Annotated in this window: 25 protein-coding genes; 16 read left to right on the top strand and 9 right to left on the bottom strand. The window is 72.3% G+C overall.

Annotation, left to right across the window (positions count from 1 at the left end; translation table 11 throughout):
- Window positions 1-61: 61 nt before the first annotated feature.
- Window positions 62-511 (top strand): OsmC family protein, encoded by a 450-nt coding sequence (locus SSP24_RS00625; RefSeq protein ID WP_141306545.1) that lies wholly within the window; start codon window positions 62-64, stop codon window positions 509-511.
- A gap of 60 nt (window positions 512-571) precedes the next feature.
- Here SSP24_RS00625 and SSP24_RS00630 read toward each other — a convergent pair whose 3' ends face one another.
- The 3 genes from SSP24_RS00630 to SSP24_RS00640 are packed head-to-tail and all read right to left on the bottom strand — an operon-like array spanning window position 572 to window position 3,592.
- A complete protein-coding gene (locus SSP24_RS00630) occupies window positions 572-2,071 on the bottom strand; it encodes a tripartite tricarboxylate transporter permease (RefSeq protein WP_141306546.1) in 1,500 nt (499 codons plus the stop codon).
- A gap of 1 nt (window position 2,072) precedes the next feature.
- Window positions 2,073-2,612, bottom strand: a complete 540-nt coding sequence (locus tag SSP24_RS00635) for a tripartite tricarboxylate transporter TctB family protein (protein ID WP_141306547.1) — start codon at window positions 2,610-2,612, stop codon at window positions 2,073-2,075.
- Window positions 2,609-3,592 carry a Bug family tripartite tricarboxylate transporter substrate binding protein gene (locus SSP24_RS00640; protein ID WP_167529473.1) on the bottom strand — a complete coding sequence of 328 codons (984 nt, stop codon included), beginning with the start codon at window positions 3,590-3,592 and terminating at the stop codon, window positions 2,609-2,611. The genes SSP24_RS00635 and SSP24_RS00640 overlap by 4 nt, the downstream gene beginning before the upstream one ends.
- A gap of 268 nt (window positions 3,593-3,860) precedes the next feature.
- Here SSP24_RS00640 and SSP24_RS00645 point away from each other — a divergent pair, with 268 nt between their 5' ends.
- From SSP24_RS00645 to SSP24_RS00655, 3 genes are all read left to right on the top strand, one after another.
- Window positions 3,861-5,735 carry a sensor histidine kinase gene (locus SSP24_RS00645; protein WP_229864809.1) on the top strand — a complete coding sequence of 625 codons (1,875 nt, stop codon included), beginning with the start codon at window positions 3,861-3,863 and terminating at the stop codon, window positions 5,733-5,735.
- Entirely contained in the window at window positions 5,732-6,442 is a 711-nt protein-coding gene (locus tag SSP24_RS00650; RefSeq protein WP_141306550.1) for a response regulator, read from the top strand. The genes SSP24_RS00645 and SSP24_RS00650 overlap by 4 nt, the downstream gene beginning before the upstream one ends.
- 96 nt (window positions 6,443-6,538) lie before the next feature.
- Window positions 6,539-7,102: a hemerythrin domain-containing protein gene (locus tag SSP24_RS00655; protein WP_141306551.1), complete on the top strand. Its 564-nt coding sequence runs from the start codon at window positions 6,539-6,541 to the stop codon at window positions 7,100-7,102.
- A gap of 64 nt (window positions 7,103-7,166) precedes the next feature.
- On the opposite strand, the gene SSP24_RS00660 is transcribed toward SSP24_RS00655, so the two are convergent.
- Complete coding sequence (locus SSP24_RS00660) at window positions 7,167-7,694, bottom strand: hypothetical protein (protein WP_141306738.1); 528 nt, start codon at window positions 7,692-7,694, stop codon at window positions 7,167-7,169.
- Between the two features lie 280 nt (window positions 7,695-7,974).
- Between SSP24_RS00660 and SSP24_RS00665 the strand changes: the two genes are divergently transcribed.
- Window positions 7,975-9,276 carry a hypothetical protein gene (locus SSP24_RS00665; RefSeq protein WP_229864808.1) on the top strand — a complete coding sequence of 434 codons (1,302 nt, stop codon included), beginning with the start codon at window positions 7,975-7,977 and terminating at the stop codon, window positions 9,274-9,276.
- A 680-nt stretch (window positions 9,277-9,956) separates the two neighbouring features.
- Here SSP24_RS00665 and SSP24_RS00670 read toward each other — a convergent pair.
- Window positions 9,957-10,412 carry a flavodoxin family protein gene (locus tag SSP24_RS00670; protein ID WP_141306552.1) on the bottom strand — a complete coding sequence of 152 codons (456 nt, stop codon included), beginning with the start codon at window positions 10,410-10,412 and terminating at the stop codon, window positions 9,957-9,959.
- A 117-nt stretch (window positions 10,413-10,529) separates the two neighbouring features.
- On the opposite strand from SSP24_RS00670, the gene SSP24_RS00675 reads away from it, so the two are divergent.
- Both SSP24_RS00675 and SSP24_RS00680 read left to right on the top strand, forming a co-directional pair.
- A complete protein-coding gene (locus SSP24_RS00675; protein WP_141306553.1) occupies window positions 10,530-11,213 on the top strand; it encodes a class I SAM-dependent methyltransferase in 684 nt (227 codons plus the stop codon).
- A gap of 292 nt (window positions 11,214-11,505) precedes the next feature.
- Entirely contained in the window at window positions 11,506-12,396 is an 891-nt protein-coding gene (locus SSP24_RS00680; RefSeq protein ID WP_141306554.1) for an arginase family protein, read from the top strand.
- A gap of 58 nt (window positions 12,397-12,454) precedes the next feature.
- Here SSP24_RS00680 and SSP24_RS00685 read toward each other — a convergent pair whose 3' ends face one another.
- Window positions 12,455-13,159, bottom strand: a complete 705-nt coding sequence (locus SSP24_RS00685) for a type 1 glutamine amidotransferase domain-containing protein (RefSeq protein WP_141306555.1) — start codon at window positions 13,157-13,159, stop codon at window positions 12,455-12,457.
- A gap of 136 nt (window positions 13,160-13,295) precedes the next feature.
- On the opposite strand from SSP24_RS00685, the gene SSP24_RS00690 reads away from it, so the two are divergent.
- Both SSP24_RS00690 and SSP24_RS00695 read left to right on the top strand, forming a co-directional pair.
- A complete protein-coding gene (locus SSP24_RS00690) occupies window positions 13,296-13,859 on the top strand; it encodes a TetR/AcrR family transcriptional regulator (protein WP_141306556.1) in 564 nt (187 codons plus the stop codon).
- A gap of 114 nt (window positions 13,860-13,973) precedes the next feature.
- Complete coding sequence (locus SSP24_RS00695; protein WP_141306557.1) at window positions 13,974-15,014, top strand: medium chain dehydrogenase/reductase family protein; 1,041 nt, start codon at window positions 13,974-13,976, stop codon at window positions 15,012-15,014.
- Between the two features lie 3 nt (window positions 15,015-15,017).
- Here SSP24_RS00695 and SSP24_RS00700 read toward each other — a convergent pair whose 3' ends face one another.
- Window positions 15,018-15,950: a LysR family transcriptional regulator gene (locus SSP24_RS00700; RefSeq protein ID WP_229864807.1), complete on the bottom strand. Its 933-nt coding sequence runs from the start codon at window positions 15,948-15,950 to the stop codon at window positions 15,018-15,020.
- Between the two features lie 175 nt (window positions 15,951-16,125).
- Between SSP24_RS00700 and SSP24_RS00705 the strand changes: the two genes are divergently transcribed.
- From SSP24_RS00705 to SSP24_RS00725, 5 genes are all read left to right on the top strand, one after another.
- A complete protein-coding gene (locus SSP24_RS00705; RefSeq protein WP_141306558.1) occupies window positions 16,126-17,490 on the top strand; it encodes an FAD-dependent oxidoreductase in 1,365 nt (454 codons plus the stop codon).
- Between the two features lie 121 nt (window positions 17,491-17,611).
- The gene (locus SSP24_RS00710; protein ID WP_141306559.1) at window positions 17,612-18,613 is read left to right on the top strand and encodes an NAD-dependent epimerase/dehydratase family protein; all 1,002 of its coding nucleotides are present in this window, start codon (window positions 17,612-17,614) and stop codon (window positions 18,611-18,613) included.
- Between the two features lie 79 nt (window positions 18,614-18,692).
- Complete coding sequence (locus tag SSP24_RS00715; RefSeq protein ID WP_141306560.1) at window positions 18,693-19,403, top strand: glycosyltransferase family 2 protein; 711 nt, start codon at window positions 18,693-18,695, stop codon at window positions 19,401-19,403.
- Window positions 19,400-20,017, top strand: a complete 618-nt coding sequence (locus SSP24_RS00720; protein WP_141306561.1) for a TIGR04282 family arsenosugar biosynthesis glycosyltransferase — start codon at window positions 19,400-19,402, stop codon at window positions 20,015-20,017. Before SSP24_RS00715 ends, SSP24_RS00720 begins: the two co-directional genes overlap by 4 nt.
- Window positions 20,014-20,775, top strand: a complete 762-nt coding sequence (locus SSP24_RS00725; protein ID WP_141306562.1) for a class I SAM-dependent methyltransferase — start codon at window positions 20,014-20,016, stop codon at window positions 20,773-20,775. Before SSP24_RS00720 ends, SSP24_RS00725 begins: the two co-directional genes overlap by 4 nt.
- A gap of 328 nt (window positions 20,776-21,103) precedes the next feature.
- Here SSP24_RS00725 and SSP24_RS00735 read toward each other — a convergent pair whose 3' ends face one another.
- Window positions 21,104-22,366, bottom strand: a complete 1,263-nt coding sequence (locus SSP24_RS00735) for a molybdopterin-dependent oxidoreductase (protein ID WP_141306563.1) — start codon at window positions 22,364-22,366, stop codon at window positions 21,104-21,106.
- A gap of 114 nt (window positions 22,367-22,480) precedes the next feature.
- On the opposite strand from SSP24_RS00735, the gene SSP24_RS00740 reads away from it, so the two are divergent.
- The gene (locus SSP24_RS00740; RefSeq protein ID WP_141306564.1) at window positions 22,481-23,821 is read left to right on the top strand and encodes a hypothetical protein; all 1,341 of its coding nucleotides are present in this window, start codon (window positions 22,481-22,483) and stop codon (window positions 23,819-23,821) included.
- Window positions 23,822-23,838: 17 nt separating this feature from the next.
- Here SSP24_RS00740 and SSP24_RS00745 read toward each other — a convergent pair whose 3' ends face one another.
- Entirely contained in the window at window positions 23,839-24,633 is a 795-nt protein-coding gene (locus SSP24_RS00745) for an SDR family NAD(P)-dependent oxidoreductase (protein ID WP_141306565.1), read from the bottom strand.
- Between the two features lie 182 nt (window positions 24,634-24,815).
- Here SSP24_RS00745 and SSP24_RS00750 point away from each other — a divergent pair, with 182 nt between their 5' ends.
- Window positions 24,816-25,919 (top strand): hypothetical protein, encoded by a 1,104-nt coding sequence (locus SSP24_RS00750; RefSeq protein ID WP_141306566.1) that lies wholly within the window; start codon window positions 24,816-24,818, stop codon window positions 25,917-25,919.
- Window positions 25,920-25,974 lie beyond the last annotated feature (55 nt).

The following is a 25,974-nucleotide window of genomic DNA, read 5'->3' on the forward strand; positions in this document are numbered from 1 at the left end:
ATCGCGCCCCCTCCGGTCGACCGCCGCGGCTCCAGCGCTCCGTGGCACTACTGTCGACGGCATGAGTGAGAAATCCGAGCGATCCGCGCGTTCCGTTGTCGTAGAGCGCACGAGCAGTGGCCACTTCGTCGCGACCAACGCCCGCGGCGGATCGATCAGTTTCGGTACGGCCTCCGGTGCCGGCGAGGACACCGAGTTCACCCCGGTCGAGCTGTTCCTTGCCGCGATCGGGGGCTGCACGGCCGTGGACGTCGATGTCGCGACCAGTCGCCATGCGGAGCCCACCGAATTCTCCGTCGCGGTGACCGGCGACAAGATCAGCGACGATCTCGGCAACCGCATGGTCAACCTCGCGGTCACCTTCACCGTTGCCTTCCCGGACGGCGAGGGCGCGGAGCGCGCACGCGCCATTCTTCCCCGCGCCGTCAGGACATCCCATGACCGTCTGTGCACGGTCAGCCGCACGGTCGAGACCGGCACCCCCGTGACCGCGACAATCAAGGACGTCTGACGTTCTGCTCGACGTCACGCACAGGGGCCGGGCCGTGCGGCCCGGCCCCGGCGAGGGTGGCTACGACGACGCCGCCGTGCGGTCGCGGCGTACGAGTCGCTTCAGCAGGGGCCAGGCCAGCAGCACGACGATCACCGCGTACACGGTCACCGCGAACGGCGTGTTGACCAGGCCGGTGACGCTGCCGTCGCTGATCTGCAGGGCGCGGCGGAGCTGCTGCTCGGCGTTGGGGCCGAGGATGACGCCGATGACAGCGGGCAGCACGGGCAGCCCGTAGCGGCGCATACCGAAGCCGATCAGGCCGATGATCAGCAGGATCACCAGGTCGACGACCTCGCCGCCGACCGCGTACGCGCCGACCGCCGCGAAGAAGAGGATCCCCGCGTAGAGGTACGGCCGCGGAATGCGCAGCAGCTTCGCCCACAGCGGCGCGAGCGGCAGGTTGAGGGCGAGCAGCAGCACCATGCCGACGAACAGCGAGGCGATCAGGCCCCACACCAGCTCGGGCTCGCGTTCGAAGAGCAGCGGGCCGGGCTGGATGCCGTACTGCTGGAAGGCAGCCAGCATCACCGCGGCGACCGCCGTGGTCGGCAAGCCCAGCGTGAGCATCGACACCAGCGTGCCGGCCGCCGAGGCCGACGCGGCGGACTCGGGTCCGGCGACGCCCTCGATGGCGCCCTTGCCCCACTCGTCCTTGTGCTTCGACAGGCGCTTTTCGGTGACGTAGGAGAGGAAGGTGGGGATCTCGGCGCCGCCCGCGGGGATCGCGCCGAAGGGGAAGCCGATGAACGGGCCGCGCAGCCAGGACTTCCAGGTGCGCCGCACATCGCCGCGCCCCAGCCACGGTCGGCCCACCGGGATCGGCTCGGCCGGCCGGCGCCGCAGATGGGCGGCGACCCACAGGGCCTCGCCGATCGCGAACAGGCCGACCGCGACGATCACGACGTCGATGCCGTCGGCGAGTTGGAGCGAGCCGAAGGTGAGTCTTTGCTGTCCGGTCATCTGGTCCAGGCCCACCAGACCCAGCGTCAGCCCGATGAGCAGCGAGGCGAGCCCGCGGATGCGGGAGGAGCCCAGGACGGATGTCACCGCGATGAAGGCGAGCACCATGATGGCGAAGTAGTCGGGTGCGCCGATGTCGACGGCGAGCCGGGCGACCGTCGGGGCGAGTGCGACCAGCAGGATGGTGCCGACCATGCCGCCGGCGAAGTGGCCGATGGCGGCGGCCGCCAGCGCCTGTGCGCCGCGCCCCGCCTTGGCCATCGGGTTGCCTTCCATCGCGGCGACCACGGCGGCGCTCTCACCGGGGGTGTTGAGCAGGATCGAGGTGGTCGAGCCGCCGAACATGGCGCCGTAGTAGATGCCCGCGAACATGATGAACGCGCCGATGGGGTCGAGTCCGTACGTCACCGGCAGCAGCAGCGCGACCGCCATGGCCGGGCCGATGCCGGGCAGGACGCCGATCGCGGTACCCAGCAGGACGCCCAGGGCGGCCCAGAGCAGGTTGATCGGGGTCAGTGCCGTGCCGAAGCCGTCCAGCAGGGAGTTGAGGGCGTTCATCTCACAGCGCTCCCATCAGGGGGCCGCCGGGCAGCGGCACTCCGAGCAGGTTGTTGAACACGGCGTAGGTGACGAGGGACAGCACGGCCGCGATGAGCGGATCGCGGTCGAGGCGACGGCTGCCGAGGGCGAACGCGGCACCCCAGAAGAGGAGAGCGCCCGCGATGGGGAAGCCGAGCGGTTCGATGAGGACGGCGGCGCCCAGGAACACGCCGGCGAGCAGCAGGACCGTACGCCAGTCGGCGGGTTCGGACAGGTCGATGTCCTCGCCGGTCTCGGCCTGGCCGCGGCCGCCGCGCAGCACGTCGACGGCGAGCAGGGCGGCGATGAGCAGCAGTCCGGCGCCGACGACAATGGGCACGGTCTTGGGGCCGACGGGGCCGCGCTGGGCGATGTCGACGTCCATGGCGAGCGCGTCGGTGAGGACCAGCACGCCGAGGGCCAGCAGCAGGACGCAGACGCCGAGTTCGGAGTGGTCGCGAAGCCAGGAGCGGCGGGCGGAGGCGGGCGCCGGGGGGATGTCGGTGGTCTGAGTCGTCACAGTCCCAGCTCCTTCAGTACCGAGACCACACGCTGGTCCTGGGCGTTGAGGAAGTCCCCGAACTCCTCGCCGGACAGGAAGGCGTCGTCCCAGCCGTTCTGTTTCAGGGACGCCTGCCACTCGGGCGAGTCGTGGAGTTCCTCGATGAGGCGGACGAGTTTGTCGCGCTCCGCGTCGGTCAGGCCGGGCGGGGCGACGATGCCGCGCCAGTTGGTGAAGTTCACGTCGTAGCCCGCCTCTTGGAGGGTGGGCGCGTCCAGGCCGTCGACCCGCTCGGGGCCGGTGACCGCGAGGAGGCGCAGTTCGCCCGCCTTGATCTGGTCGAGGTACTCGCCGACGCCGGAGACGCCGAAGGCGACCTTGTTGCCGAGGATGGAGGCGAGGAGTTCGCCGCCGCCGTCGAACGGGATGTAGTTGACCTGCTTCGGGGAGATCCCGGCGGCCTGCGCCATCAGCATCGGCGCGAGGTGGTCGGGGCCGCCGGGTGAGGAGCCGCCGCCGACCGGGAGTTTGCCGGGGTCGGCCTTCCAGGCGTCGATGAGGTCGTCGATGGTCCGGTACGGGGAGTCCTTGGCGACCACCACGACGTCCTGTTCCTCGGTGAGGCGGGCGATCGGGGTGGTGTCGGCGAGGGTCTTGGGCGCGTCGTTGGAGCGGACGGCGCCGACGACGCCGAGCCCCATCGACATCGCGAGCTTGCCGTTGCCGTGCTCACTGACCAGGCGGGTGAGGCCGACGGTGCCGCCGGCGCCGGGCAGGTTGAACACCTCGATGTTGGGGGTGAGTCCGGCGTCCTCGGCGTTCTTGGCGGCCGTACGGGCGGTGATGTCGTAGCCGCCGCCGGGTGTGTTGGGGACCATGAAGCGCAGGCCGGGGATCTGGGTGCCGGTCTCGGTGCTGCTGCCGGTGGTCAGCAGCGGTGGTCCGAGGAGGACGAGCACGGCGGCCCCGAACAGGGCGAGGGGGGTGCGCAGGCGCACGAGTGCCACCACCTGTCGGTTGGTCGATGCGGTTGGGGAAAGCCCTGTGGGGGAGGGTGAGGTGGGCCACATGTTGCCCCCGCGTTAACGGGCTGTCCCGCTTGCGGAACCAACGAAGGTTTTGGTCTTTGTGTCAACTTCGTCTTTGTGTCGACGGCGCCCGCGGCTGCCGTCTTGCCGGCGACCGGTCTCTTTCCTCCGGCGCAGGTGGAGGCCATGATGGGGCGACCCCGCCCCGGAAGCCCCCTGCCGAAAGATCGAGTACGTCGTGGTCGCCACCTTCCGTCGTCAGACCCTCGCCGGCGAGATGCTGGTGCTCCAGCTCGCCATCGTGGTGGTCGTGCTGGTGGCGATCGCCGCGGTCTCGCTGGCCCAGTCGGAGGCGACCTTCGACCGGGTGGAGGGCCGCCGGGTGAGCGCGCTGGCCGAGCAGCTGGCGGCGAATCCGCTGGTGCGCGGCCAGCTGGTGCTGCCGTTGCCGCGGGAGGCGCTGGCGCCGCTGGTGAACGCCACGCAGTCGCAGTCCGGGGTGACCTCGGTCACGGTGGCGGACGCGGAGGGGCGGATCGTCAGTTCCACGGACCCGACGGCGATCGGCAAGGCGCTGCCGCTCGGGGACGGCGCGGTCGAGGGGCGCGGCTGGTCGGGCGAGCTGTCGCTGGACGGCGGGCGCGAGCGGGTGGCTCAGGTGCCGGTGCTGGGGGCGACGCGGGAGAACCTCGGTGAGCACCTGGGCACGGTGATGATCGGCGAGGCCTCCCCCACCGTGTGGCAGCGGCTGAGTGGCGCCTCCTCGTATCTCCTCGCCTATCTGGGCATCGCGAGCGGGCTGGGGCTGGCCGGGTCCCTGCTGCTGGCTCGGCGGGTCAAGCGGCAGACGCTCGGCCTGGAGCCGCGGGAGATCGCGGGGCTGGCCGAGCACCGGGAGGCGATGCTGTACGGGATCGCCGAGGGTGTGGTCGCTCTCGATCCGCAGCACCGGCTGACGCTGGTGAACGAGGTGGGGCGGCGGTTGCTCGACCTGCCCGAGGACTGCGTGGGGCGGAGCCTGGCCGACCTCGGTGTCGAGGGGCGGCTGCGGGACGTGCTGGCCGGGGACCGGGACGGTGCGGCCGACAAGCGGGACGAGGTGGTCATCCGGCGCGGTCGGGTCCTGGTCATGAACCGGATGACGGTACGCAAGGACGGGCGGCTGCTCGGCTCGGTCACCACCCTGCGGGACCGTACCGAACTGGCGCGGCTGGAGCGGGAGATCGGCTCCTTCCGCAGCTCGTCCGAGCTGCTGCGCGCCCAGGCGCACGAGTTCGCCAACCAGCTGCACACCATCTCCGGGCTGATCCAGATCGGCGAGCAGGAGGAGGTGGTGCGCTACATCCGCGCCCTGAACCAGCACCGCCAGTCCCTGGACATCACCCTCAGCCGCCGCGTCCGCGACACCACGGTGGCCGCCCTCCTCATGGCGAAGTCCTCCCAGGCCGCCGAACGCAAGGTCCACCTGCGCATCTCGGACCACACAGCCCTCGACCGCCTGACACCGGAGGACGCGGCGGACGTGGCGACGGTGGTGGGCAACCTGGTGGACAACGCGGTGGATGCGGCGGCGGGAGGTGCCGGGCGATCGGACAGTGGGGGTGAGTCCTGGGGCGGCAGCGAACCGGGCGGAGGCGATGAGGACGGGCGTGACGGCCGACCCGACGGGGGCGACGAGGACCGGCGTGACGGCCAGCCCGGCGGGAGCGATGAAGACCGGCGTGACGGCCAGCCCGGCGGGGGCGACGAGGACCGGCGTGACGGCCGACCCGGCGGCCGCCGTCAAGCCTCGGGCAGCGGTCAACCCGGCGGTCGGCGTGAGGCGTGGGTCGAGGTTGAGTTGCGGCAGGATGCCGCCAGTGTGGAGATCGCTGTGCGGGACTCCGGGCCAGGTGTGGCGCCTGAGCTGGCGCGGGAGGTGTTCTCGCACGGCTTCACCACCAAGGCCGCCCAGAACGGCGAGCGCGGGATCGGCCTGGCGCTGACCCGGCTGGTCTGCGAGCGTCACGGCGGGGAGATCTCGGTGCGCAACACACCCGACGGCGCCCTGTTCACCGCACGCATGACCGTCAGCCACCTCACCGACGCGGTGGCGGAAGGAGCGGGCCGATGACCGGCAGAGAGGAAACGTCCGGTACGCCGGACGCGATCGACGTCCTCGTGGTCGACGACGACTTCATGGTGGCCAGGGTGCACCGCGCCTTCGTCGAACGGGTCAGTCCGTTCCGCGTGGTCGGCGTCGCCAGCAGTGGCCGGCAGGCCATCGACGCCGTCGACGAGCTGCGCCCCGACCTCGTCCTGCTCGACCTGTATCTGCCGGACATGTTCGGCCTGGACGTCATCCCCCGGCTGCGCACCGCCGGCCACGACTGCGACGTCATGGTGATCAGCGCCGCCCGCGAGGCCGACACGGTACGCGGTGCCGTGCGCCATGGCGTGGTCGACTACCTGCTCAAGCCGTTCGAGTTCGAGGACCTGCGGGCCCGCCTGGAGCGGTACGCCGCCCAGCGCGGCCGTCTGCTGACCACCGTCGTACGCGGCCAGGCGGACGTGGACCGTGTCCTGGCCGGAGCCGCGCCCACGCCTGCCGCGGGCGGGCTGCCCAAGGGCATGAGCGTGGAGACCGCCGAACTCATCGAGCGCGCCCTGCGCACCGCCGACGGCACCCTCTCCGCCACCGAGTGCGCCACCCTGACCGGCGTCTCCCGCGTCAGCGCCCGCCGCTACCTGGAGTACTTCCACACCACCGGCAACGCCGACGTGTCCCTGCGGTACGGCGTGGCCGGACGGCCCGAGCGGCGGTACAGCTGGCGCGTGTGAGCACGGCCCCGCCCGTGTTAGTCCGCCGCGCGCAGGGCACTCGTGCGGCGGCGGGTCTCATCCGGAGCCGCCGTGCTCACGCAGGAGGCAAGGATCATGGGACATGGTGGAAACGTCATCGACGAGCTGGTGACCGATCACCGAGAGGTCGAGGAGCTGTTCGGTCGCATCGAGGCGCTGCCGCCCGGTGAGAAGGACCGCAAGCTCCACGCCGACCAGGTCACGATGGAGCTGGTCCGGCACTCGGTGGCCGAGGAGGCCTACCTCTACCCCGCGGTACGCGAGCACGTGCCGAACGGCGACGCCCTGGCCGACAAGGAGATCGACGACCACTCCAAGGCCGAGCAGATCATGAAGGACCTGGAGAGCTGCGACGCGGACGACCCCGAGTTCGACCGCCTCATCGGCATGCTCATGAACGAGATCCGCGCGCACGTGGCCGACGAGGAGGAGAACCTCTTCCCCAAGCTGCGCGCCGCGTGTTCGCCGCAGGCGCTGGAGGAGCTGGGCGACAAGGTCCGCCAGGCGAAGATGATCGCACCAACCCGTCCGCACCCGTCGGCCCCGGACAAGCCGCCGCTGAACAAGCTGCTGGCGCCGGGCGCGGGGCTCGTGGACCGGGTGCGGGACGCGCTGACGGGTCGCGGGAAAGAGGCGTGAACCGACGGCAAACCGAGTGAACCGCCGAGGCTGTCCGGCCGGCGGAGGCCCGTCGGCCACGGCCTCAGGCGATCAGCGCCTGCCCCGGCCCCAGCCGGTCCAGCAGCCCGTCCTGGTGCAGCTCGGCGACCGGTGCCAGGAGGTCGGGGTGGCGCAACAGCGCCGCCGCCCGCCGGTCGCTCGCGTCGGGCGCGAGCAGGCGGCGGAACTCCGTCGGTATCCCGGTCGTATGACTGCCGTCGGCCAGCGCGGCCACCGCCAGGTGGGCAAGCTCGGGGTCGGTGAGCAGGCAGGCGGCCCAGCTCGCCACGACCTCGTCCACCCAGGTCCGCCAGGCGTAGGCGTCCGGGTCGTCCGCCCCGCCCGCGTCCGCGCCGGTGATCCAGTCGAGCCGGTCGGAGCCTCCGGGCCCCGCCATCCCGACCAGCGCGGCGTCCATCTGCGTCGGATACCGCAGCCACGCCGCGACGGTCACGGCCTGCCGCGCCTGCACCTCGCACAGGGCGGAGGCCAGGGCTCCGCCGGACGCCGGGTAGGCGCGCGTGAGCCACTGGGCGGTCGCCGCGATGAGGGGGGAGAGATCTGCGAGCACTGCCGAGCCGTCCGAGTCCTGGGTGCGGAGGGGCGTCCGCGCCGTGTGCGAGGGGATGGGTCTGGCCAAAAACGGTAGCCCGCGACCCTGGGGTGACGACATGGCTCGGAGCTCATCGATGGCGTGGTTTCGGACACACGTCCGGGACCCCGTTGGGTGTCACACGGTCGATGCACCCGGGTGGCGAGGCGTCGGGGCGGGACCTAGTAATGGTCAGGGACATCGCGTGTCGCGCTTCGGCAGCGCAGGAGCGGCCGCACGAACTCCCTTGGAGCTCAGGATGACCACGCGTTCTTCACCAGAGCAGTCGAACCCGTCCGACATAGTCTTCGGCGAGCCCGCCCCCGTCGGCGAGCCGCCGCCGTCCGCTGCCGCCCTCGTCGGCACCGCACCTGTCGGCGAACCGGCACCCGCTACCGCCCTCGTCGGCGAGCCACCGACCGGTACCACCCCGGCCGTCGGCACGGCGTCCGCCATGGGTGCAGCGCTCGGCAGCGACCCTTCGGCCCTCCTCGGATCCGCGCACCCGCTGGACGACACCGCTCCCCAGCGCCCCGCCGCGCCCGACCCCGGCGCGGGCGGCAGTGTGCCGGATTCGGCGTTCCTGGATCCGGTCGGTGACCTCGTCCATGCCGCGGTCAGCGATCGGCCGCTGGAGGAGATCGTCCGGCTGGTCACGCTGATGGAGCAGTCGCCTGAGTACGCGCAGACCGTCGGCGCCGTGCTGCGGGCGGTCGCGTTGGACCGTCCCGTCGAGGACGTGGCCCGACTGGTCGTCGAGTTGACCCGGCCGCCGCGCGAGGCGGACAGCGCGGACGAAACGATCCGCGTGGCGGTCGAGCGACGGTGCCTTGAGGACGTGTCCCGGCTGATGGCGCTGCTGCACCAGGCCTCGCTGCAGCCGCACTGCGGACAGGAGGCGGTTCGCGCGGCGGCCACCGGGCGGCCCATAGAGGAACTCGTGGAGCTGATCGGCCGGCTGGCCCAGGAACGGCAGTGCGAGGCGGAAGCGGCGGCGGACGTGCGGCCGCTCGCCGAGGGCACCCCGGAGACGGCTTTCGCACAGGCCGCGATGCCTGCGCCGGACTCGGAGGTGGCGCGTCCGCGCGCCAGGCGGCACCTGCGCATACGGCGCGCGCGTCCCCCGGCGCAGCCCAAGAGGCCGGTCTTCTGGCCGAGTTGGCTCGCTGCTGCGGCGCTCGTCGTGTGCGGTGCGGCGTACTTCCCGCTGCGCCGGGACGGCGCGCCGCTCAGCGTCTTCGCGGTCACGCTCGGCATGTCCGGGCTGTGCCTGACGCTCGCCGTGGTGCTGGCGCTGCGGACCAGTGTCGCGGCACTGATGACGGGCATGCTGCTGCCGGCGGGGCTGGCAGGTGCCGGGCTTCTGGAGAGCCGGGTCCATTCGGCGGGGCTTTCGCAGGCCATGCACCTCACGGTGGCCCCACCCTGGAGCGCAGGCCTCACGGCGGTGTCCGCCTCACTGGCCTCACTGGCGGCCCTGCTCCTGCTGCTGATGGTCCAGGTGGCGGAGCGCTATCCGGCAGTGCATCCGACAGCCGAGGCGAGCCGGGCTGCGGAGTGATCGGCCCCGTCGGGGTGGGGCGGACGACCACCCGGGCTGGGCGGATGCCGCGCGTGCGGATGACCGGACCGCCGGTGCGGGCTGACGCAGGAGCCTCTGGAGACCCCAGAGGCCGCGATCGCAGAGCCGGGGCTGGGCGGATACCACGCCTGCGGACGACCGGACCGCCGGTGCCGGCTGACGCAGGCGCCTCCGGAGACCCCGGAGGCCGCGATCGCCGAGCCGGGACCGGGCGGATACCGCGCCTGCGGACGACCGGCCCGCCGGTGCGGGCTGACGCGGGAACCCGGACGGTCGCGATCGCCGAGCTGAGGCTGGGCGGATGCGGGCGGCTCCGCCCCCGGCTCCATCAGCCCCTACAGCCACATCAGCCCTGCGGCTCCATCAGCCCCAGGGCCCGGCGCACACGGCCCCATCGGCACCCACCGCTCCCTCGCCGCCCACCGCTCCCTCGCCGCCCACGGCTCCATCAGCCTCCCACCGCTCCCTCGCCGCCCACGGCTCCATCAGGCACCCAGCGCTCCCTCGCCGCCCACGGCTCCATCAGCCTCCCACCGCTCCCTCGCCGCCCACGGCTCCATCAGGCACCCAACGCTCCCTCGCCGCCCACGGCTCCATCAGGCACCCACCGTTCCCTCGCCGCCCACAGGCCCCATCGGCGCCCTCAGCTGCATCAGCCCCTACGACTCCATCAACCCGGCCGCAACCGTCGCCCCCAGCTCCCAGCAGCTCTCGATGTCGGCCCGGTCCGGCTCGCCGGTCACGGTGACCGCCTCGGCCGTGCGTCGCCAGCCCAGGCCGGTCGTGATCGACTCGATGCCGCGCACCGCGCCGGTGACGTCGTTGCCGCCGTGCACGTAGTAGCCGAAGGGTCGGCCGCGCGTCTCGTCCAGGCACGGGTAGTAGACCTGGTCGAAGAAGTGTTTGAGGGCGCCGGACATGTAGCCGAGGTTCGCCGGGGTGCCCAGAAGGTAGCCGTCGGCGGCCAGCACGTCGGACGCCGTGGCGGACAGCGCCGCCCGTCGCTCGACCCGGACGTTCTCGATCTCCGGCGTCGTCGCACCGGAGATCACCGCTTCCAGCATGGCCTGGCAGTTGGGCGAGGGCGTGTGATGCACGATCAACAAGGTGGTCACGCCCGCACCCTGCCGTGACGGCCCAGCCGACCGCAACCGCCCCAGCCGCAAGCCACTCCCCCCCAAGGGCACCTTGCCCGCCATAACCCGTTGTGACCCCGGCCCGTGAATGGAACGATGCACGGCACATCCGTGACGAAGGGACGCATCGTGACCGACGGGGATCACCGGCCGCCCGCCGCAACCGCGTTCGACGCGATCGGGGCGGCGTACGAGAAGGCGTTCGCGGGGTCCGATGCGCACCGGGCGTCGCTTGAGTGGTTGCTCGCGCAACTGGAACCCGGCAGCCGCGTACTGGACGTCGGCAGCGGGACCGGACGTCCCACGGCGCAGACGCTCGCCGAGGCGGGCCACGACGTCCTGGGCGTCGATGTCTCACCCGTGATGGTGGACCTCGCGAGCCGGCAGGTGCCGGGCGCCGCCTTCCAGTGCGCCGACATCCGCGAACTGCCGCTCGCCGACGGGTCGTTCGACGCGGTGTGCGTGTACTTCTCCCTGCTCCAGATGTCCCGCGAGGAGCAGTCCGCGCTCGTACGGCGGCTGGCGCGGGCGGTGCGGTCCGGCGGTCACCTGGTGCTCGCCACCGTGCCGCTGGACGTGCAGGACGTCGAGGCCGTCTTCATGGGGCAGCCCGTACGGGTGACGAGTTTCGGCGCCGAGGAGTTCGCCGCGATGGCGGGCGGGGCGGGGCTCACGGTGCTCCGGCAGGACCGCACGGTCTTCACTCCCGCACATCCGGAGGCGATCCCCGAGCCGCACCTGTTCCTGTACTGCCGACGTGACGGAGACCCGGCCCACTGACCGTCCTAGGACCTGTCGTTTGGATCACGCCGGCGTCGCGGGGCCTGGCACGTACTCCCCCAGAGGGGGTGCCCCCAGCCGCGTTGTCGTCGGTTGCCGACTCCCCCACGCTCGAACCAGCTCGCGCGGGGGCACCCCCATCGCCCCCGCTCGGGTCGGCTGAAAGCCGCAGTCTCTCTCAGCCGACCTGATCCAAACGACAGGCCCTGGGCCCGGACCTGCCGACCGGGCGGCGTCCGCGTTTCTGCGCGACCATGGCCAAGTGGCCGCCCACCGGCGAAGGGACTGTGACGTGCGGGAACTGGCGATCATCGAGGCGCCGTCCGTCCTGGGGCTGCGGCCGTCCGGCGTCCAGGACCTCCCGGCGGCCCTTTTCGCCGCCGGTCTGCTGGACATCCCGGGCGCGGTACGGGCCGGCCGGGTCGAACCGCCCGCCTACGACCCGAAGCGGGACCCCGACACCGGGGTCCTCAACAGCACCGGCATCGCGGAGTACTCCTTCCGGCTCGCCGACGCGGTCGGCGAGGCGCTCGACTCCGGCCGCTTTCCCGTCGTGCTCGGCGGCGACTGCAGCATCCTGCTCGGCAATCTGCTCGCCCTGAAGCGGCGCGGCCGGCACGGCCTGCTGTTCCTCGACGGCCACACCGACTTCTACCAGCCGGAGGCGGAACCGATGGGCGAGGCCGCCTCGATGGACCTCGCGCTGGCCACCGGCCGCGGCCCCCGGCTGCTCGCCGACCTGGCGGGCCGCGGCCCCCTGGTGCGCGACGAGGACGTGGTCGTACTCGGCTACCGCGACGCCGCGGAGTCCGCCCAGTTCGGTATGCAGCCCCTGCCGCCCGAGTTGTACGCCATGGACCTCGACGGGGTCCGTGCCGTCGGCGCCGGCACGGCCGCACGCCAGGCGGTCGAGCGGCTGGCGAGCGTACCCGGCGGCTACTGGGTGCACCTCGACGTCGATGTCCTGGACGACGCGGTCATGCCGGCCGTCGACTACCGCCAGCCCGGTGGACTGACGTGGCTTGAGCTGGAGGACGTGCTGAGCACGGCCCTGGCCGACGAACGAGCCGTCGGCCTGGACGTCACGATCTTCAACCCCCGCCTGGACCCCGACGGGAGCATCGCGGCCGGTCTGACGGAGTGCCTGCGTCACGGGCTGTCGGCCCGCGCGGACGCGGGCTGACGACCCGGATCGCCATCCGGGCTGACGACCCCGGGAGACGACCCGCATCCGCCCGGGTTCAGCGCCGGCCGAGCGCCTTCAGTACGGCCTCGGCGGTCGCCGTGCTGGACTGCGGGTTCTGACCGGTGATCAGGTTGCCGTCCACCACGACCGTGTTGCTCCACGCGGGGCCGGTCTCGACCACGGCACCCTGCTCACGCAGCCTGCTCTCCAGGTAGTAGGGCATCTTGTCGCCCAGACCGCCCTGGCGCTCCTCCTCGTCGCTGAACGACGTCAGCGTGCGTCCGGCGAAGGTGAAGCCGCCGTCCTGCCGCTCGGCGCTGAGCAGACCGGCGACACCGTGACACAGGGCCGCCACCGCCCTGCCTGCCGCGTCGGCCTCGTTGAGCAGCCGGCCCAGGTCGGCGTCCTGCGTGAGGTCGGCCATCGGGGCGTGGCCGCCGGGGAGATAGAGGGCGTCGTAGTCGTCGAGCCGTACGCCGGACAGGGCGAGCGGCGCGGCAAGCTGGTCGGCGAGGGTGTCGAGGTAGGCGCGGAACCGCTCGGCGTCGGCCTCCGGCACGCCGCCCCGCTCGTCGAGGCTGAGGGCGTCGACGGTGGGACGTACGCCGCCGGGGGTGGCGATCGACACCTGGACGCCCGCGTCGGTGAGCACCTGGTGGGAGGCGGCGACCTCCTCCGCCCAGTAGCCGGTGGGGTGGGTGGAACCGTCGGCCAGCTGCATGCTGTCCGCGCCTGAGATGACCATCAGAATCTTCGTCATGGCTCCAGGTTCCATCAGCGATCAGCGAAGTGCATTCCTCAGGCCATAAGACTGCTTATGGCTCACACTTGCGCACCGGAGCCGCACCGACTACCGACCCTTGACGACCCGAGAATGTGAGTGATTAAGTACTCACATGAAGGCAGAACAGCGTCGACTCTCCACCGCCGAGGAGCGCAGGGAGACCGTGCTGCGCACCGCCATCGGAGCGTTCGCGGCCCGCGGCTACTTCGGCACCACCACGACGGAAGTGGCCAAGGCGGCCGGTATCTCACAGGCGTACGTCTACCGGCTCTTCCCGAACAAGGAGGCACTGTTCACCGCGGTCGTGGAGCACTGCTTCGTCCAGGTGCGCGCCGCCCTCGAACGCGGGGCAGCCGAAGCGAAGGGCAGTACACCCGAAGCGGCACTGGAGTCGATGGGCGATGCCTACGCGCGTCTGATCAGCGACAACGACCTGCTGCTGGTACAGCTGCACGCCCAGGCGGCGGCGGTCTCCGAGCCCGCCATCAGGGATGCGGTCAGGGCGGGATACGCCCGGACGGTCGAATACGTCCGCGGCGCCTCCGGCGGCAGCGAGCAGCAGATCCAGCAGTTCTTCGCGACCGGCATGCTCTGCCACCTGATCGTCTCGATCGACGCGAACGCCGTCGACGCGCCCTGGACGCGCACGCTGGCGGCGGGCATCACGCACTACTGACCGACCGAACCGACCCGGGCGGCCGTCCGGTTCCTCCACGGACCGACAGCCGCCCCTCACAAGCCCCAGTGAGTGAGTGGTTAATCACTAACTCAGTCGAAGAAGGAGCCAACCATGCGAGCCACCGAAGTCGTCCTCCCCGCCGTCGGAGAGCCCGAGAGCCTCGAACTCAGGATGCGGGACCTGCCGACGCCCGGCCCGGGCCAGGCCCTGGTGCGGGTCGAGGCCAGTGGCGTGACCTTCGCCGAGCAGCAGATGCGGCGCGGCAAGTACTACGACATGCCGAAGTTCCCCTTCGTCCCCGGCTACGACCTCGTCGGCGTCGTCGAGCAGCTCGGCTCCCCGGAGTCCGGCCCCGTGGCCCTGGGGCAGCGGGTCGCCGCGCTCACCAAGACCGGCGGCTGGGCGGACCGTGTCCTGCTGGACGCGGCGGATCTGGTGCCGGTCCCCGAGGGGGTCACGGCGGTGGAGGCCGAGACGTTGGTCACCAACGGCGCGACGGCCTGGCGCATGCTGTTCCGCACGGCGAAGGTCCGAAGCGGCGACACCGTCGTGGTGCACGGCGCCAATGGCGGCGTCGGAAGTGTGCTGGTCCAGCTGGCCCGCAGCAGCGGCATCCACGTCATCGGCACCGCCTCCGCCCGCAACCAGGAGGCCGTCGCCGCGATGGGCGCCACGCCGGTCGACTACCGCGGGAATGTCCTCACCCGCGTCCGGGAGCTGGCGCCGCGCGGGGTGGCGGCGGTCTTCGACCACGTGGGCGGCAAGGGCATCGAGGACTCGTGGCGGATGCTCGCCCCCGGCGGCACCCTCGTCTCGTACGGCAGCGCCTCGACCCGCGATCGGCCCGGCAGCGGCACGATCACGGTCCTGAAGCTGGTCGTGAAGCTAGCGGTGTGGAACGCCCTTCCCAACGGCCGCCATGCCCACTTCTTCAACCTGTGGGCCGGGAAGGCCCGGCATGCGGAGCGGTACCGGACGGAGTTGGGCGAGGACCTCTCGCAGATCTTCGGGATGCTGCGATCCGGCGCGATCGAGGCCAGGATCGACCGGGTCTATCCACTCCAGGAGGCGGCCGCCGCGCTGCGGCACGCCGAGTCCGGCACCGTCGTGGGCAAGGTCGTGATCGCCCCCGGCGCGGGGCAGGCGGGGTGAGGCTCAGAGCGTGTTCCACCGGCGCGCGGCCTGCTGGAGGCGGTCGCGGAGCACGGTCACGGCGGGGCCGGCCGGGGCGCCCCGCCGTACGGCCAGATACAGCGTGTTGAGCGGCGCCACCTCGGGGTGGTGGAGCTGCACGACCTCCCCGGCGGCGAGGGCCGGGGCGGCGATGTAGCGGGGCAGGACGGAGATCCCGGCGCCCGCGACCACCGCCGCCAGGACGGCCCGCAAGTCCGGGACGACCATGGCCACCGGGTTCGGTGGGCGGCGGCCGAACTCGCTGCGCCAGTAGCGGCGCACGACGGGCAGCTCGTCGGCGTACGCCACCAGCGGCAGATGGGCGAGCGCGGCCACCGGTTCGGCCCGCAGCCGGTCGGCGTCGATGGTGTGGGCCAGCGCGGGCGGGGCGACCAGGACGAACTCCTCGTCCACCAACGGCACCGCGAGCAGGGCCTGTTGGGACGGACGTACTGCCGAGACGACGAGGTCGAGTCGGCCGTTGGCCAGCTGCGACAGCAGGTCGTCGGCGAGTCCCAGAGTAACGTGGACGGTCACGCCCCGGCCGACCAGTTCGGCCAGCACCGGCAGCACCCGCAGGGTCATCACCTCGGCCGCTCCCCCGACCTTCACCGTCCCCTGGAGGGGCGCCTCGGTGTCGGCCGGGTGCAGGGCCTCGCGCAGGCCGTCCACATGGACGCCGATGCGGGACGCGAGCGCGGCGGCCCGCTGTGTCGGCGTGACGCCCCTGTGCGTACGGACGAACAGGGGCTCGCCGATCTGCTCCTCCAGCCGCGCGAGTTGGCCGGTGACGGCGGGCTGGGTCACGCCGAGCCGCTGGGCGGCGGCGGACAGCGAGCCCGCCCGGTAGATCTCCAGGAACGTCGACAGCAGGTCCAGGGGCGGCATACCACCGCGGGTTTGGTTCACGGCCACAGGCAGAAGGAAAGCACCGTGGCAGGTAGCGTGCCGGGAGGGCCACGGTGGCCGCTTATGGATCCCATAAGGCGGCCTTATGAGCTCATAGGTCGGACCCGCGTACCAGGTAAGGCATGCCTTAGCTTAGGCTTCCCGTCGAGTCGCAACATCACCGCTCGAAGGGAACCTGATCATGCCCCGCCCGCTGCGGGTAGCCATCGTCGGAGCCGGCCCGGCCGGGATCTACGCCGCCGACGCCCTGCTCAAGTCCGACGTGGCCGCCGAACCCGGCGTGTCCATCGACCTCTTCGAGCGGATGCCGGCGCCGTTCGGACTGATCCGTTACGGCGTCGCCCCCGACCACCCCCGGATCAAGGGCATCATCACGGCCCTTCACCAGGTCCTCGACAAGCCGCAGATCCGGCTCTTCGGCAACGTCGACTACCCGACCGACATCAGCCTGGACGACCTGCGCTCGTTCTACGACGGTGTGATCTTCTCCACTGGCGCGACGGCCGACCGCGCGCTGCCGATCCCGGGCATCGACCTCGACGGCTCCTACGGCGCCGCCGACTTCGTGTCCTGGTACGACGGCCACCCGGACGTGCCGCGCACCTGGCCCCTGGAAGCGGAGAAGGTCGCCGTCCTGGGCGTCGGCAACGTCGCCCTCGACATCGCGCGCGTCCTCGCCAAGACCGCGGACGAGCTGCTGCCGACGGAGATCCCGCCGAACGTCTACGACGGCCTGAAGGCCAACCGGGCCAAGGAGATCCACGTCTTCGGCCGACGCGGCCCGGCGCAGGCCAAGTTCAGCCCGATGGAGCTGCGCGAGCTGGACCACTCCCCCAACATCGAGGTCATCGTCGACCCCGAGGACATCGACTACGACGAGGGCTCGATCGAGACCCGGCGTGGCAACAAGCAGGCCGACATGGTCGCCAAGACACTGGAGAACTGGGCGATCCGCGACGTCGGCAACCGGCCGCACAAGCTGTTCCTGCACTTCTTCGAGTCGCCGACGGAGATCCTCGGCGAGGACGGCAAGGTCGTCGGCCTGCGCACCGAGCGCACGGAGCTGGACGGCACCGGCAACGTCAAGGGCACCGGCACGTTCACCGACTGGGACGTCACCGCGGTCTACCGCGCCGTCGGCTACCTCTCCGACAAGCTCCCCAAGCTGCCCTGGGACATCGACTCGGGCACGGTCCCGGACGAGGGCGGCCGGGTCGTCGAGGAGGGCGGCACGCACCTTCAGTCGGTGTACGTCACCGGCTGGATCCGGCGCGGCCCAGTGGGCCTGATCGGCCACACCAAGGGCGACGCCAACGAGACGGTGTCCAACCTGCTGGACGACTTCGCCAACAGCCGTCTGCACACGCCGTCGGCGCCGGAGCCCGAGGCCGTGGACGCCTTCCTCGCCGAGCGCAATGTCCGCTTCACCACCTGGGAGGGCTGGTACAAGCTGGACGCCGCGGAGAAGGCCCTCGGTGAGCCGCAGGGCCGGGAGCGCGTGAAGATCGTCGAGCGTGAGGACATGCTCAGGGAGAGCGGCGCGTAAGCGAGCCCGTTCTCAAGGGGTCCGGCGGCTATGCCGCCGGACCCCTTGCGTGTCTTACGGACCTGTGACGTGCCGGGCGCGGATCGGCGGCGGGGCCGGTCCGCCGACCTAGCGTGTGGACATGCGAGTACTGGTCACCGGCGGTGCCGGGTTCATCGGGTCCCATGTGGTCGAGGCGCTGACGGCGGGCGGGCACGAGCCCGTCGTGTACGACGTGCGCGTGGACGCCGGTTCGGACGTGCGGGACGCCGACGCCGTCCGCCACGCCCTGTCCGGCGTCGACGCCGTGTGCCACCAGGCGGCGATGGTCGGCCTGGGGACCGGCTTCACCGACGCGCCGGACTACGTCTCCGCCAACGACCTCGGCACGGCCGTCCTGCTCGCCGCGATGGCCGAGACCGGCGTACGGCGGCTGGTGCTGGCGGGGTCGATGGTGGTCTACGGCGAGGGACGGTACAGCTGCGCGCGGCACGGCGTGGTACGGCCCGGGCCCCGGGCCGTCGCCGATCTGGCGGCGGGACGCTTCGAACCCCTTTGCCCCGCGTGCGGTGCCGAGCTGACGCCCGGTCTGGTCACCGAGGACGCCCCGGTGGATCCGCGCAACGTGTACGCGACGACCAAGCTCACCCAGGAGCATCTGGCGGCGGCCTGGGCGCGGACCACGGGCGGATCGGCGGTGTCGCTGCGGTACCACAACGTGTACGGACCCCGGATGCCCCGCGACACGCCGTACGCCGGGGTCGCGTCCTTCTTCCGCTCGGCGCTCGCCCGCGATGAAGCCCCGCGTGTGTTCGAGGACGGTCGGCAGCGGCGGGACTTCGTGCACGTACGGGATGTGGCGGCGGCCAACGCGGCCGCGCTGGAGGCGGGTTCCGCGCCGGGCGCGCTCACGGCGTACAACACCGGCAGCGGCGAGCCGCACACGGTCGGCGAGATGGCCCGGGCGCTGGCGCACGCGTACGGCGGGCCGGAACCCGTGGTGACCGGCGAGTACCGCCTGGGGGACGTACGGCACATCACCGCCGACTCCGCACGGCTGCGCTCCGAGCTGGGCTGGAAGCCCGAGGTCGGGTTCGAGGACGGCATGCGGGAGTTCGCGCGGGCCGGGCTGCGCGAGGTGTGAGCCGAGGGCCGCGCCCGCCCTCCGACGTCCGTGTTTCGTAAGCAACCAAAGTCCGATATGCCCGCCTTCCATTCGTAGGGTGAAAGCCGTGACGACCCCTCACCCCTCCCCCGCTGTCGACGTGATCCTGCCCTGCCTGAACGAGGCCGAGGCGCTGCCCTGGGTGCTGGAGCGCATCCCGGCCGGATGGCGCGCCCTCGTCGTGGACAACGGCTCCACCGACGGCTCGGCGGACCTCGCCCGCGCGCTCGGCGCGACCGTCGTCCACGAGCCGCTGCGCGGATTCGGCGCCGCGTGCCATGCGGGCCTCACCGCCGCCACCGCGGACATCGTCTGCTTCTGCGACTGCGACGCCTCGCTCGACCCGTCCCTCCTCGTCCCGTTCGTACGGGAAGTGCAGGCCGGTGAGGCGGACCTGGTACTGGGCCGGCGCCGGCCACGGGGCCGCAACGCCTGGCCCGCACACGCGCGCGTGGGCAACGCCGCGCTGGCAGTGCTGCTGCGGCGGCGCACGGGGCTGCGGCTGCACGACCTGGGTCCGCTGCGGGCCGCCCGGCGTGCGGCGCTGCTCGGTCTGCGGCTCACCGACCGGCGCAGCGGCTATCCGCTCCAGATGGTCGTGCGCGCCGCCGACGCGGGCTGGCACGTCACCGAGCACGACGTGCCGTATCTGCCCCGCACCGGCGCGTCCAAGGTCACCGGCACCTGGCGCGGCACCTGGCACGCGGTACGGGACATGCGCCGCGTCCTGGCCGAACCGCCCACCGCACTCGAAGGGAGCCGCCGATGACCACCCTGCTCGTCATCGCCAAGGAGCCCCGCCCGGGGCGTGTCAAGACACGGCTGACGCCGCCGTTCACGCCCGTCGAGGCGGCAGCGCTGGCCGAGGCGGCCCTGGTGGACACCCTGCGGACGGTGGCCGCGACACCGGCCCGCCGCCGGATCCTGGTGCTGGAGGGGCGTCCGGGACCCTGGCTGCCGCCGGGTTTCGACGTCGTACCGCAGTGCGCGGGCGGGCTGGACGAGCGGCTGGCCGCGGCATTCGCCGGGTGTGGGGGACCTGCGCTGCTGATCGGGATGGACACGCCGCAGGTGACGCCGGAGCTGCTGACGGTGGACTTCGCCGGGTGCGACGCGTACCTCGGTCCGGCCGAGGACGGGGGCTTCTGGGCGCTGGGGCTCGCCGAGCCCGCGCCGGAGTTGCTGCGGGGGGTTCCGATGTCGACGCCGGTCACCGGGGCCGTCCAGCGCGACCGGCTGGTCGCCGCCGGGCTGCGGGTGCGGGATCTGCCGCGGCTGCGGGACGTCGACACGGCCGCCGACGCCGACGCGGTGGCCGGGCTGGCACCGCACGGCCGGTTCGCCGCGGAACTGGCACGGCTGCGGGCGGCCGCCCACCGATGAGCGCCCCCCAAGAGACGCGGAGTCTGCTGCCCTGGACCGCCGACGACCCCTATGTGCACGCCCTGCGCACCGGGCGCGGCCCGCTCTTCCTGCGCCGCAGTGACGGCTGGCTGCTCCCGCTGGACGTGGAGCGGTGGTGCGCCCGCCCGGACGAGGCCGACCTCACCGTGCTGGCCCGCTGCGAGGGCGCTGTGCTCGACGTGGGCTGCGGTCCCGGACGGCTGGTGGCCGAACTCGCCGCCCGAGGTCGTACGGCGCTCGGCATCGACGTCAGCGAGGCCGCCGTCGCGCACACCGCGCGCCTCGGCGGCCGGGCCCTGCGCCGCTCCGTCTTCCAGCCGCTGCCCCGCGAACGCCGGTGGGGCACCGCCCTGCTGATCGACGGCAACCTCGGCATCGGCGGCGACCCGCACGCCCTGCTCGACCGGCTGGCCCGGCTCCTCGCGCCGGGCGGTCTGGTGATCGCCGAGACGGTGCCCGTGGACGTCGACGAACGTGTCCAGGTCCATGTCACCGACGGGCGGGGCACGGCGGGCGCCCCGTTCCCGTGGGCCCGCCTCGGCACCCCGGCGCTGCTGCGGCACGCGCGCGTGCTGGGCCTCGCCGTGGACGGTCAGTGGTCGGTCGAAGGCCGCTGCTTCGTCGCCCTGCGCACCCGCAGCGCCAGCAGCAGCGCCGAGCCGCCGAACAGGACGGCGGTGATCAGCAGCCAGCGGGCGAGGAAACCGTCCGCCGACAGCCCGGTGGCCAGCCGGTAGCGCTCGTCGACCCGGCCGCTGATCAGCGGGAACCACACGAGCAGCAGCAGCCCGGACAGGGCGGCCGGGACCCGGACGTACCCGATCCACTCCCGCCGCCGCACCGCGCCCAGCGCGCCCGTCAGCGCCCGGTCGGCCGCCGCGTACAGCGGCACCAGCACCAGGTCGTGCAGCACGGCCGCACCCACGAACCAGAGCACGACCTGGAACCAGTCGCCCGCGAGCAGCCGTACGCCCGCGTACCCGGCGAGCGCGAACGAACAGCCGAGCAGCAGCAGCTGGAACGGGCTGCCGACGACGAGGCGCGGTCGGATGAGGGTGCGGCGCATCAGAGGTCTCCGAACGTCATCCGGGCCACCCACTTGGTGTTCAGCACGCCCGGCGCGGCGGGCACGATGATCCGGGCGGGGTAGCCGTGGTCGAGGGTCAGCGGCTCGCCGTTGACATCGAGGGCGAGCAGGGAGCGCGGGTCGGCCACCTGGTTGGCGCGCAGCGCGGCCCGGCGGAAGGCGCCGCGCCGTTGCAGGGACTCCACCAGGACGTCGGCCGGGTCGTCGTACCCGACGAGGGCGGCGAGGTCCCGCAGTCGGACGCCGCGCCACCACTGGTCGGACGTCGACCAGCCCTCCACGCAGGCGATCGGCAGCGCGGCACTGTGCAGCGGCAGTCGCAGCAGGTCCTCGCGGCTCAGCCGGACGTCGCCCGTCCGCCCGGTGACGACCAGCTGCCAGGTGTCGCCAGTGGTCTCCCGGGTGTCGATCCCGGCGTAGGCGGCCGTCTTGTTGATCTGGAAGCCGCCGGGACCACTGCCGGGTTCCGGTCCCCCGTGCGGCGTGAGGAGGGCGGTCTGGCGCAGCGGCCCGTCGAAGTTGCGGCCCACGGACGTCGCGAACAGCAGCAGGGAGGCGCCTCCGACCAGCCCGAACGCGCCCCGCCGGGACACGGTGGGCTCGGCGGGCCGCGGAGTCACCAGATCGCTGTCCTCCGGTTTCTCCGCATTCTCCGGTTTCTCCGCTTTCTCCGCGCGGAGTCGGCGCAGATTGCGCAGCGCCGTCGGCAGCTTCAGGGCGACGTGTGCGACGAACGCGGCGAAGAAGACCCAGGCGCCGTAGAAGTGCAGCGTGTAGAAGGAGCCCGGGAAGACGTAGTCCAGCTGGACGTTGAGCACACCGGTCGTGAACTGGAACAGGGCGCCCCCGACCAGCAGGAGCAGCGAGATCCGCTCCAGGGCGTGCGCCAGCGATCGGGCCGGTGGCAGCGTGAACAGCCTGGGCACGACCGACCACAGCTTGGCCAGCAGAACGGGGATGAGCGTGATCCCGAGGGTGACGTGGACGCCCTGGTTGAGCCGGTACAGCCAGTACGGGTTCGTCGGCCAGGAGAACAGGTAGAAACCGAGGATCCCCTTGTCCGGAGTCTGGTCGTTCACCGGCGACAGATTCGGGTTGTAGGCGGCGTACGACAGCAGTCCGGTCACGAACAACACCGTGATGCCCACCAGCAGGACGATCCCGAGCACAGCGGTGAAGCGGGGGCCGCGCAAGGGGCTGCGCCAGAAGCCGGGCGAGGAGGGAAGCCGTAGGTCTCGCATGTCCCGACGGTAGGCCGGAACCGGGCGGAAAGGGGCCGCGCAACCGATGACGAAACGCTGACGTCAGGGCGCCGGACCTGCTGACCGGGCCGGTGGCGGCCTAGCGTCCAGCGTGTGATCCGCTCCTCTCATCTCCGTGACCTGGCCGCCGCCCTGGCCGCCGTGCTGCTGTTCGTGGCGGCGGTGCTGGTCGGCCGCCACATCCAGAACACCGACGGCACGCTGTTTCTCAACTGGCCCCCTTTGTTCGCGTCCTGGGGCCCGCACGTGGGGCCCGGTACCCCGGCCGCCGTGGTGGTGGCGGGCGCGGTGGTCGTGTACGGGCCCGCGCTCGCCGCCCGGCTGTCGTGGCGTGCGCTGCTCGCCGTGTCCTGCGGCGCCGCGATGGCCTGGACGTGGTCCCTCGCCCTCATCGACGGCTGGCACCGGGGCATCGCCGCGCGGCTGACCACGCGGTACGAGTACCTCCAGGTCATCGACCGCTTCCACGACATCCCGGCGGCCCTGCGCGACTTCACCGAGCACATCCTGATCCAGGGCCCCGAATACCACTGGCCCGCGCACGTCGCCGGTCACCCGCCCGGGGCCACGCTCACCTTCGTCTGGCTCGACCGGATCGGGCTGGGCGGCGGTGCCTGGGCGGGCGTCTGGTGCATCACCGTGGGGGCCACGGCGGTGGTGGCCGTGCTGGTGACGGTCCGGGCGCTGGCCGCGGAGGGGCTCGCGCGGCGGGCGGCGCCGTTCCTGGTGCTGGCGCCGGGTGCGGTGTGGATGGGGACGTCGGCCGACGGGTACTTCACGGCGGTCGCCGCCTGGGCCGTGGCGCTGTTCGCGCTCGCGGTGACGGGGCGACGGCCACGGGCGGCGGCGTTCGGGGCGGGACTGCTCTACGGGCTGACCTGTTATCTGTCGTACGGGCTGACGCTGATCGGGGTCATCGGGCTGGGCGTGCTGGTCCTCGGGCGCAACCGGCGAGCGGTGCTGTTGCCGCTGGTGGCCGGGGTGATCGTGGTGCCGTTGGCGTTAGCCCTCGCCGGGTTCAACTACTGGGAGGCGTACCACCTGCTGGTGGAGCGCTACAACCAAGGCGCCGGTGGTGTCCGGCCCTACTGGTACTGGGTGTGGGCGAATCCGGCGTGCACGGTGCTGGTGGTGGGGTTGGCGACGGTGGCGGGGCTGGTGCGCGCGGGTGGGGTACTGCGGCGGCAGCGCAAACAGGACGGCTTCCTGAGCACGCCCGAGCCCCGTCTCGCCGTACTGCTCCTCGCCGCGCTCCTCGCCATCCTCGTCGCCGATCTGTCGGGGATGAGCAAGGCGGAGACGGAACGGATCTGGCTGCCGTTCGCCATCTGGCTGCTGGCCGCCGGTGCCTTCCTGCCCCGTCCCCGCGCCTGGCTCGCGGCACAGGCCGTGGTCGCGCTGCTCGTCAACCACCTGTTGTGGACGGGCTGGTGAGCGGCGGATCCATAGATCTAGGGCAGGATCGAGTCCACGTATCCCCCGTCGACCCGCACGGCCGCGCCCGTCGTGGCGGACGCCAGCGCTGAGCTCAGGTACACGACGAGGTGGGCGATCTCTTCAGGCTCGATCAGGCGCTGGAGCAGTGACTGCGGGCGGTAGCTGCGCATGAAGACGCGCTGGGCCTCGTCCCAGGGCAGGTCGCGGTCGACCAGCTGGTACACGAAGTCCTCGACGCCCTCGGTGTGGGTGGGGCCGGCGATGACGGAGTTCACGGTGACGCCGCTGCCCGCCGCCTCCTTCGCGAAGCCTCGGCTCACCGCGAGCAGCGCGGTCTTCGACATGCCGTAGTGGATCATCTCGGCCGGGATGACGACGGCGGAGTCGCTCGCGATGTTCAGCACCCGGCCCCACCCCTGGTCGATCATCCGGGGGAGGTACGAGCGGATGAGCCGGACTCCCGACAGGACGTTGATCTCGAAGTAGCGGCGCCACTCGTCGTCGCTGATGTCGAGGGCGGGGGTGGGGCCGAAGATGCCGAGGTTGTTGACCAGGATGTCGACGTCGGGCATGGCGTCCACGGCACGGGCGGCGCCCTCCTCGGTGCCCAGGTCGGCGGCGACGGGCACGAACAGGCCGTCCGGCACCTCGGTCCGGAGTTTCTCGACACTCCTTTCGAGGCGTTCGGCGTCCCGTCCGTTGACGCCCACACGGGCGCCCGCCCGGGCCAGGCCCACCGCGATCGCCGCTCCGATGCCCTGGGAGGAGCCTGTCACCAGCGCGGTTCGCCCGCCGAGGTTGACGTTCACAGGGGTCACCCCTTTTCCGGTTTCCGCCGTAGAGTCAGCCGATGTCCTCCTGCCCACCATCGCCGACCTCGCACGTGACCGCAGGCGGACCGCCTCCTCGCCGGGTGCCCCCCGGATGATCCCGGACCGTCCGCGGCGACGATACTGGCAGCAGCACGTCGCCCCCGTTCACAGATGGACTCATGCCGACCTCCACCTCCGTCCGCCCCATGACTCCCCCCACGGTGTGGCTGGCTCGCGGCCGCCATGTCGGGCCCGCCGCGGAAGACGTACTCCGACGGCATGTGCAGCAGCTCAAGGACAGCGTGGTGCTCCGCGACTGGCTGGAGCTGCCCGAGGCCGAGGACGCGCAGGAGCGGGTCTTCGAGGCGCGCTGGGAGACCGGCGAAGGGGTGACCGTGCGGGCCAGGCTGTCACTGGCGCACGACGGGGAGTGGGTACTGGCGGCGGAGGCGGCGGCCGCGTGGGATCCGCGGTGGCCGTCGCCCGCGACCATGTTCTGGCCGGACGATCCCGACGCGCCCTGGGACCACGAGGTGGAGACGGGCGCGGAGCTGCGGTTCCGGGACGTCAACCCGCTTCCGTCGGACGACAAGGAGCTGCGGCGCGTCCTCAAGGGCGCCGCGCGCAGCGGGTGGTCCGTCCACGTGGTCGTCCACGAGGCCATGACGCCCGACGCGCGCGGCCGCCTGCCGCTGGCCCGGCTGCTGCCGCCGGGGCTGCGGCACCGGGTGGTGGAGCACCGGGCCGCCCCGCACCAGCTGCGGGCCGTGAACTGGGCGCTGCGGGACTCGGGGGTGCAGGTGCCGCGCGGTGGTGCCGTGGTGCTGCCCGGCGCACCGGCGCCGGAGGGGTACGACGGTGACGCCTTCGCCGTCCGCAGTGTCTTCCTGGACGGCTCGGAACCGGCCGAGCTGATCGAGACGCTGAGCCGGTTCGCCGCCTCGACGCGGCCGCTGCCCGACGGGGCCGAGGAGGTGCTGACCGCGCTGCGGGATGACTGGCATCTGCTGACCCTGGAGGAGGAGCTGACGCGCGAGCGGGCGCTGGTGAAGATGTACGCCGAGGCGCTGGAGGCCATGACCAGGTCCCGGGACCTGTACCGGGAGGCCGCCGAACGCGCCCACGAGGCCCTGACCGCCTACCGCGAGTCGGCCGCCGCCCTCCCCGAGCCGCCGCCCACCCGCGAACAGCCCCAGGACACGCCCACCGCGTCCCCGCTCCAGCAGCTGACCCGCACCCTGGAACGCCTCAAGGTCGGCAAGGGCCGCCGCCCGACGGATTAGCCCCGCTCCACGCGTTCACGGGCGTCAACCCAGGCACACCCGTACCTGGTCAGGA

Source organism: Streptomyces spinoverrucosus (assembly GCF_006539505.1).
Taxonomy (GTDB): Bacteria; Actinomycetota; Actinomycetes; order Streptomycetales; family Streptomycetaceae; genus Streptomyces; species Streptomyces spinoverrucosus.

Bases quoted from the DNA above. Each gene is read 5' to 3' on its own strand.
- SSP24_RS00675 (WP_141306553.1), top strand. From the start codon at position 10,530: ATGCACGGCACATCCGTGACGAAGGGACGCATCGTGACCGACGGGGAT.
- SSP24_RS00750 (WP_141306566.1), top strand. From the start codon at position 24,816: ATGCCGACCTCCACCTCCGTCCGCCCCATGACTCCCCCCACGGTGTGG.
- SSP24_RS00665 (WP_229864808.1), top strand. From the start codon at position 7,975: ATGACCACGCGTTCTTCACCAGAGCAGTCGAACCCGTCCGACATAGTC.
- SSP24_RS00625 (WP_141306545.1), top strand. From the start codon at position 62: ATGAGTGAGAAATCCGAGCGATCCGCGCGTTCCGTTGTCGTAGAGCGC.
- SSP24_RS00655 (WP_141306551.1), top strand. From the start codon at position 6,539: ATGGGACATGGTGGAAACGTCATCGACGAGCTGGTGACCGATCACCGA.
- SSP24_RS00685 (WP_141306555.1), bottom strand. From the start codon at position 13,159: ATGACGAAGATTCTGATGGTCATCTCAGGCGCGGACAGCATGCAGCTG.
- SSP24_RS00735 (WP_141306563.1), bottom strand. From the start codon at position 22,366: ATGCGAGACCTACGGCTTCCCTCCTCGCCCGGCTTCTGGCGCAGCCCC.
- SSP24_RS00690 (WP_141306556.1), top strand. From the start codon at position 13,296: ATGAAGGCAGAACAGCGTCGACTCTCCACCGCCGAGGAGCGCAGGGAG.
- SSP24_RS00650 (WP_141306550.1), top strand. From the start codon at position 5,732: ATGACCGGCAGAGAGGAAACGTCCGGTACGCCGGACGCGATCGACGTC.
- SSP24_RS00705 (WP_141306558.1), top strand. From the start codon at position 16,126: ATGCCCCGCCCGCTGCGGGTAGCCATCGTCGGAGCCGGCCCGGCCGGG.
- SSP24_RS00720 (WP_141306561.1), top strand. From the start codon at position 19,400: ATGACCACCCTGCTCGTCATCGCCAAGGAGCCCCGCCCGGGGCGTGTC.
- SSP24_RS00695 (WP_141306557.1), top strand. From the start codon at position 13,974: ATGCGAGCCACCGAAGTCGTCCTCCCCGCCGTCGGAGAGCCCGAGAGC.
- SSP24_RS00710 (WP_141306559.1), top strand. From the start codon at position 17,612: ATGCGAGTACTGGTCACCGGCGGTGCCGGGTTCATCGGGTCCCATGTG.
- SSP24_RS00725 (WP_141306562.1), top strand. From the start codon at position 20,014: ATGAGCGCCCCCCAAGAGACGCGGAGTCTGCTGCCCTGGACCGCCGAC.
- SSP24_RS00630 (WP_141306546.1), bottom strand. From the start codon at position 2,071: ATGAACGCCCTCAACTCCCTGCTGGACGGCTTCGGCACGGCACTGACC.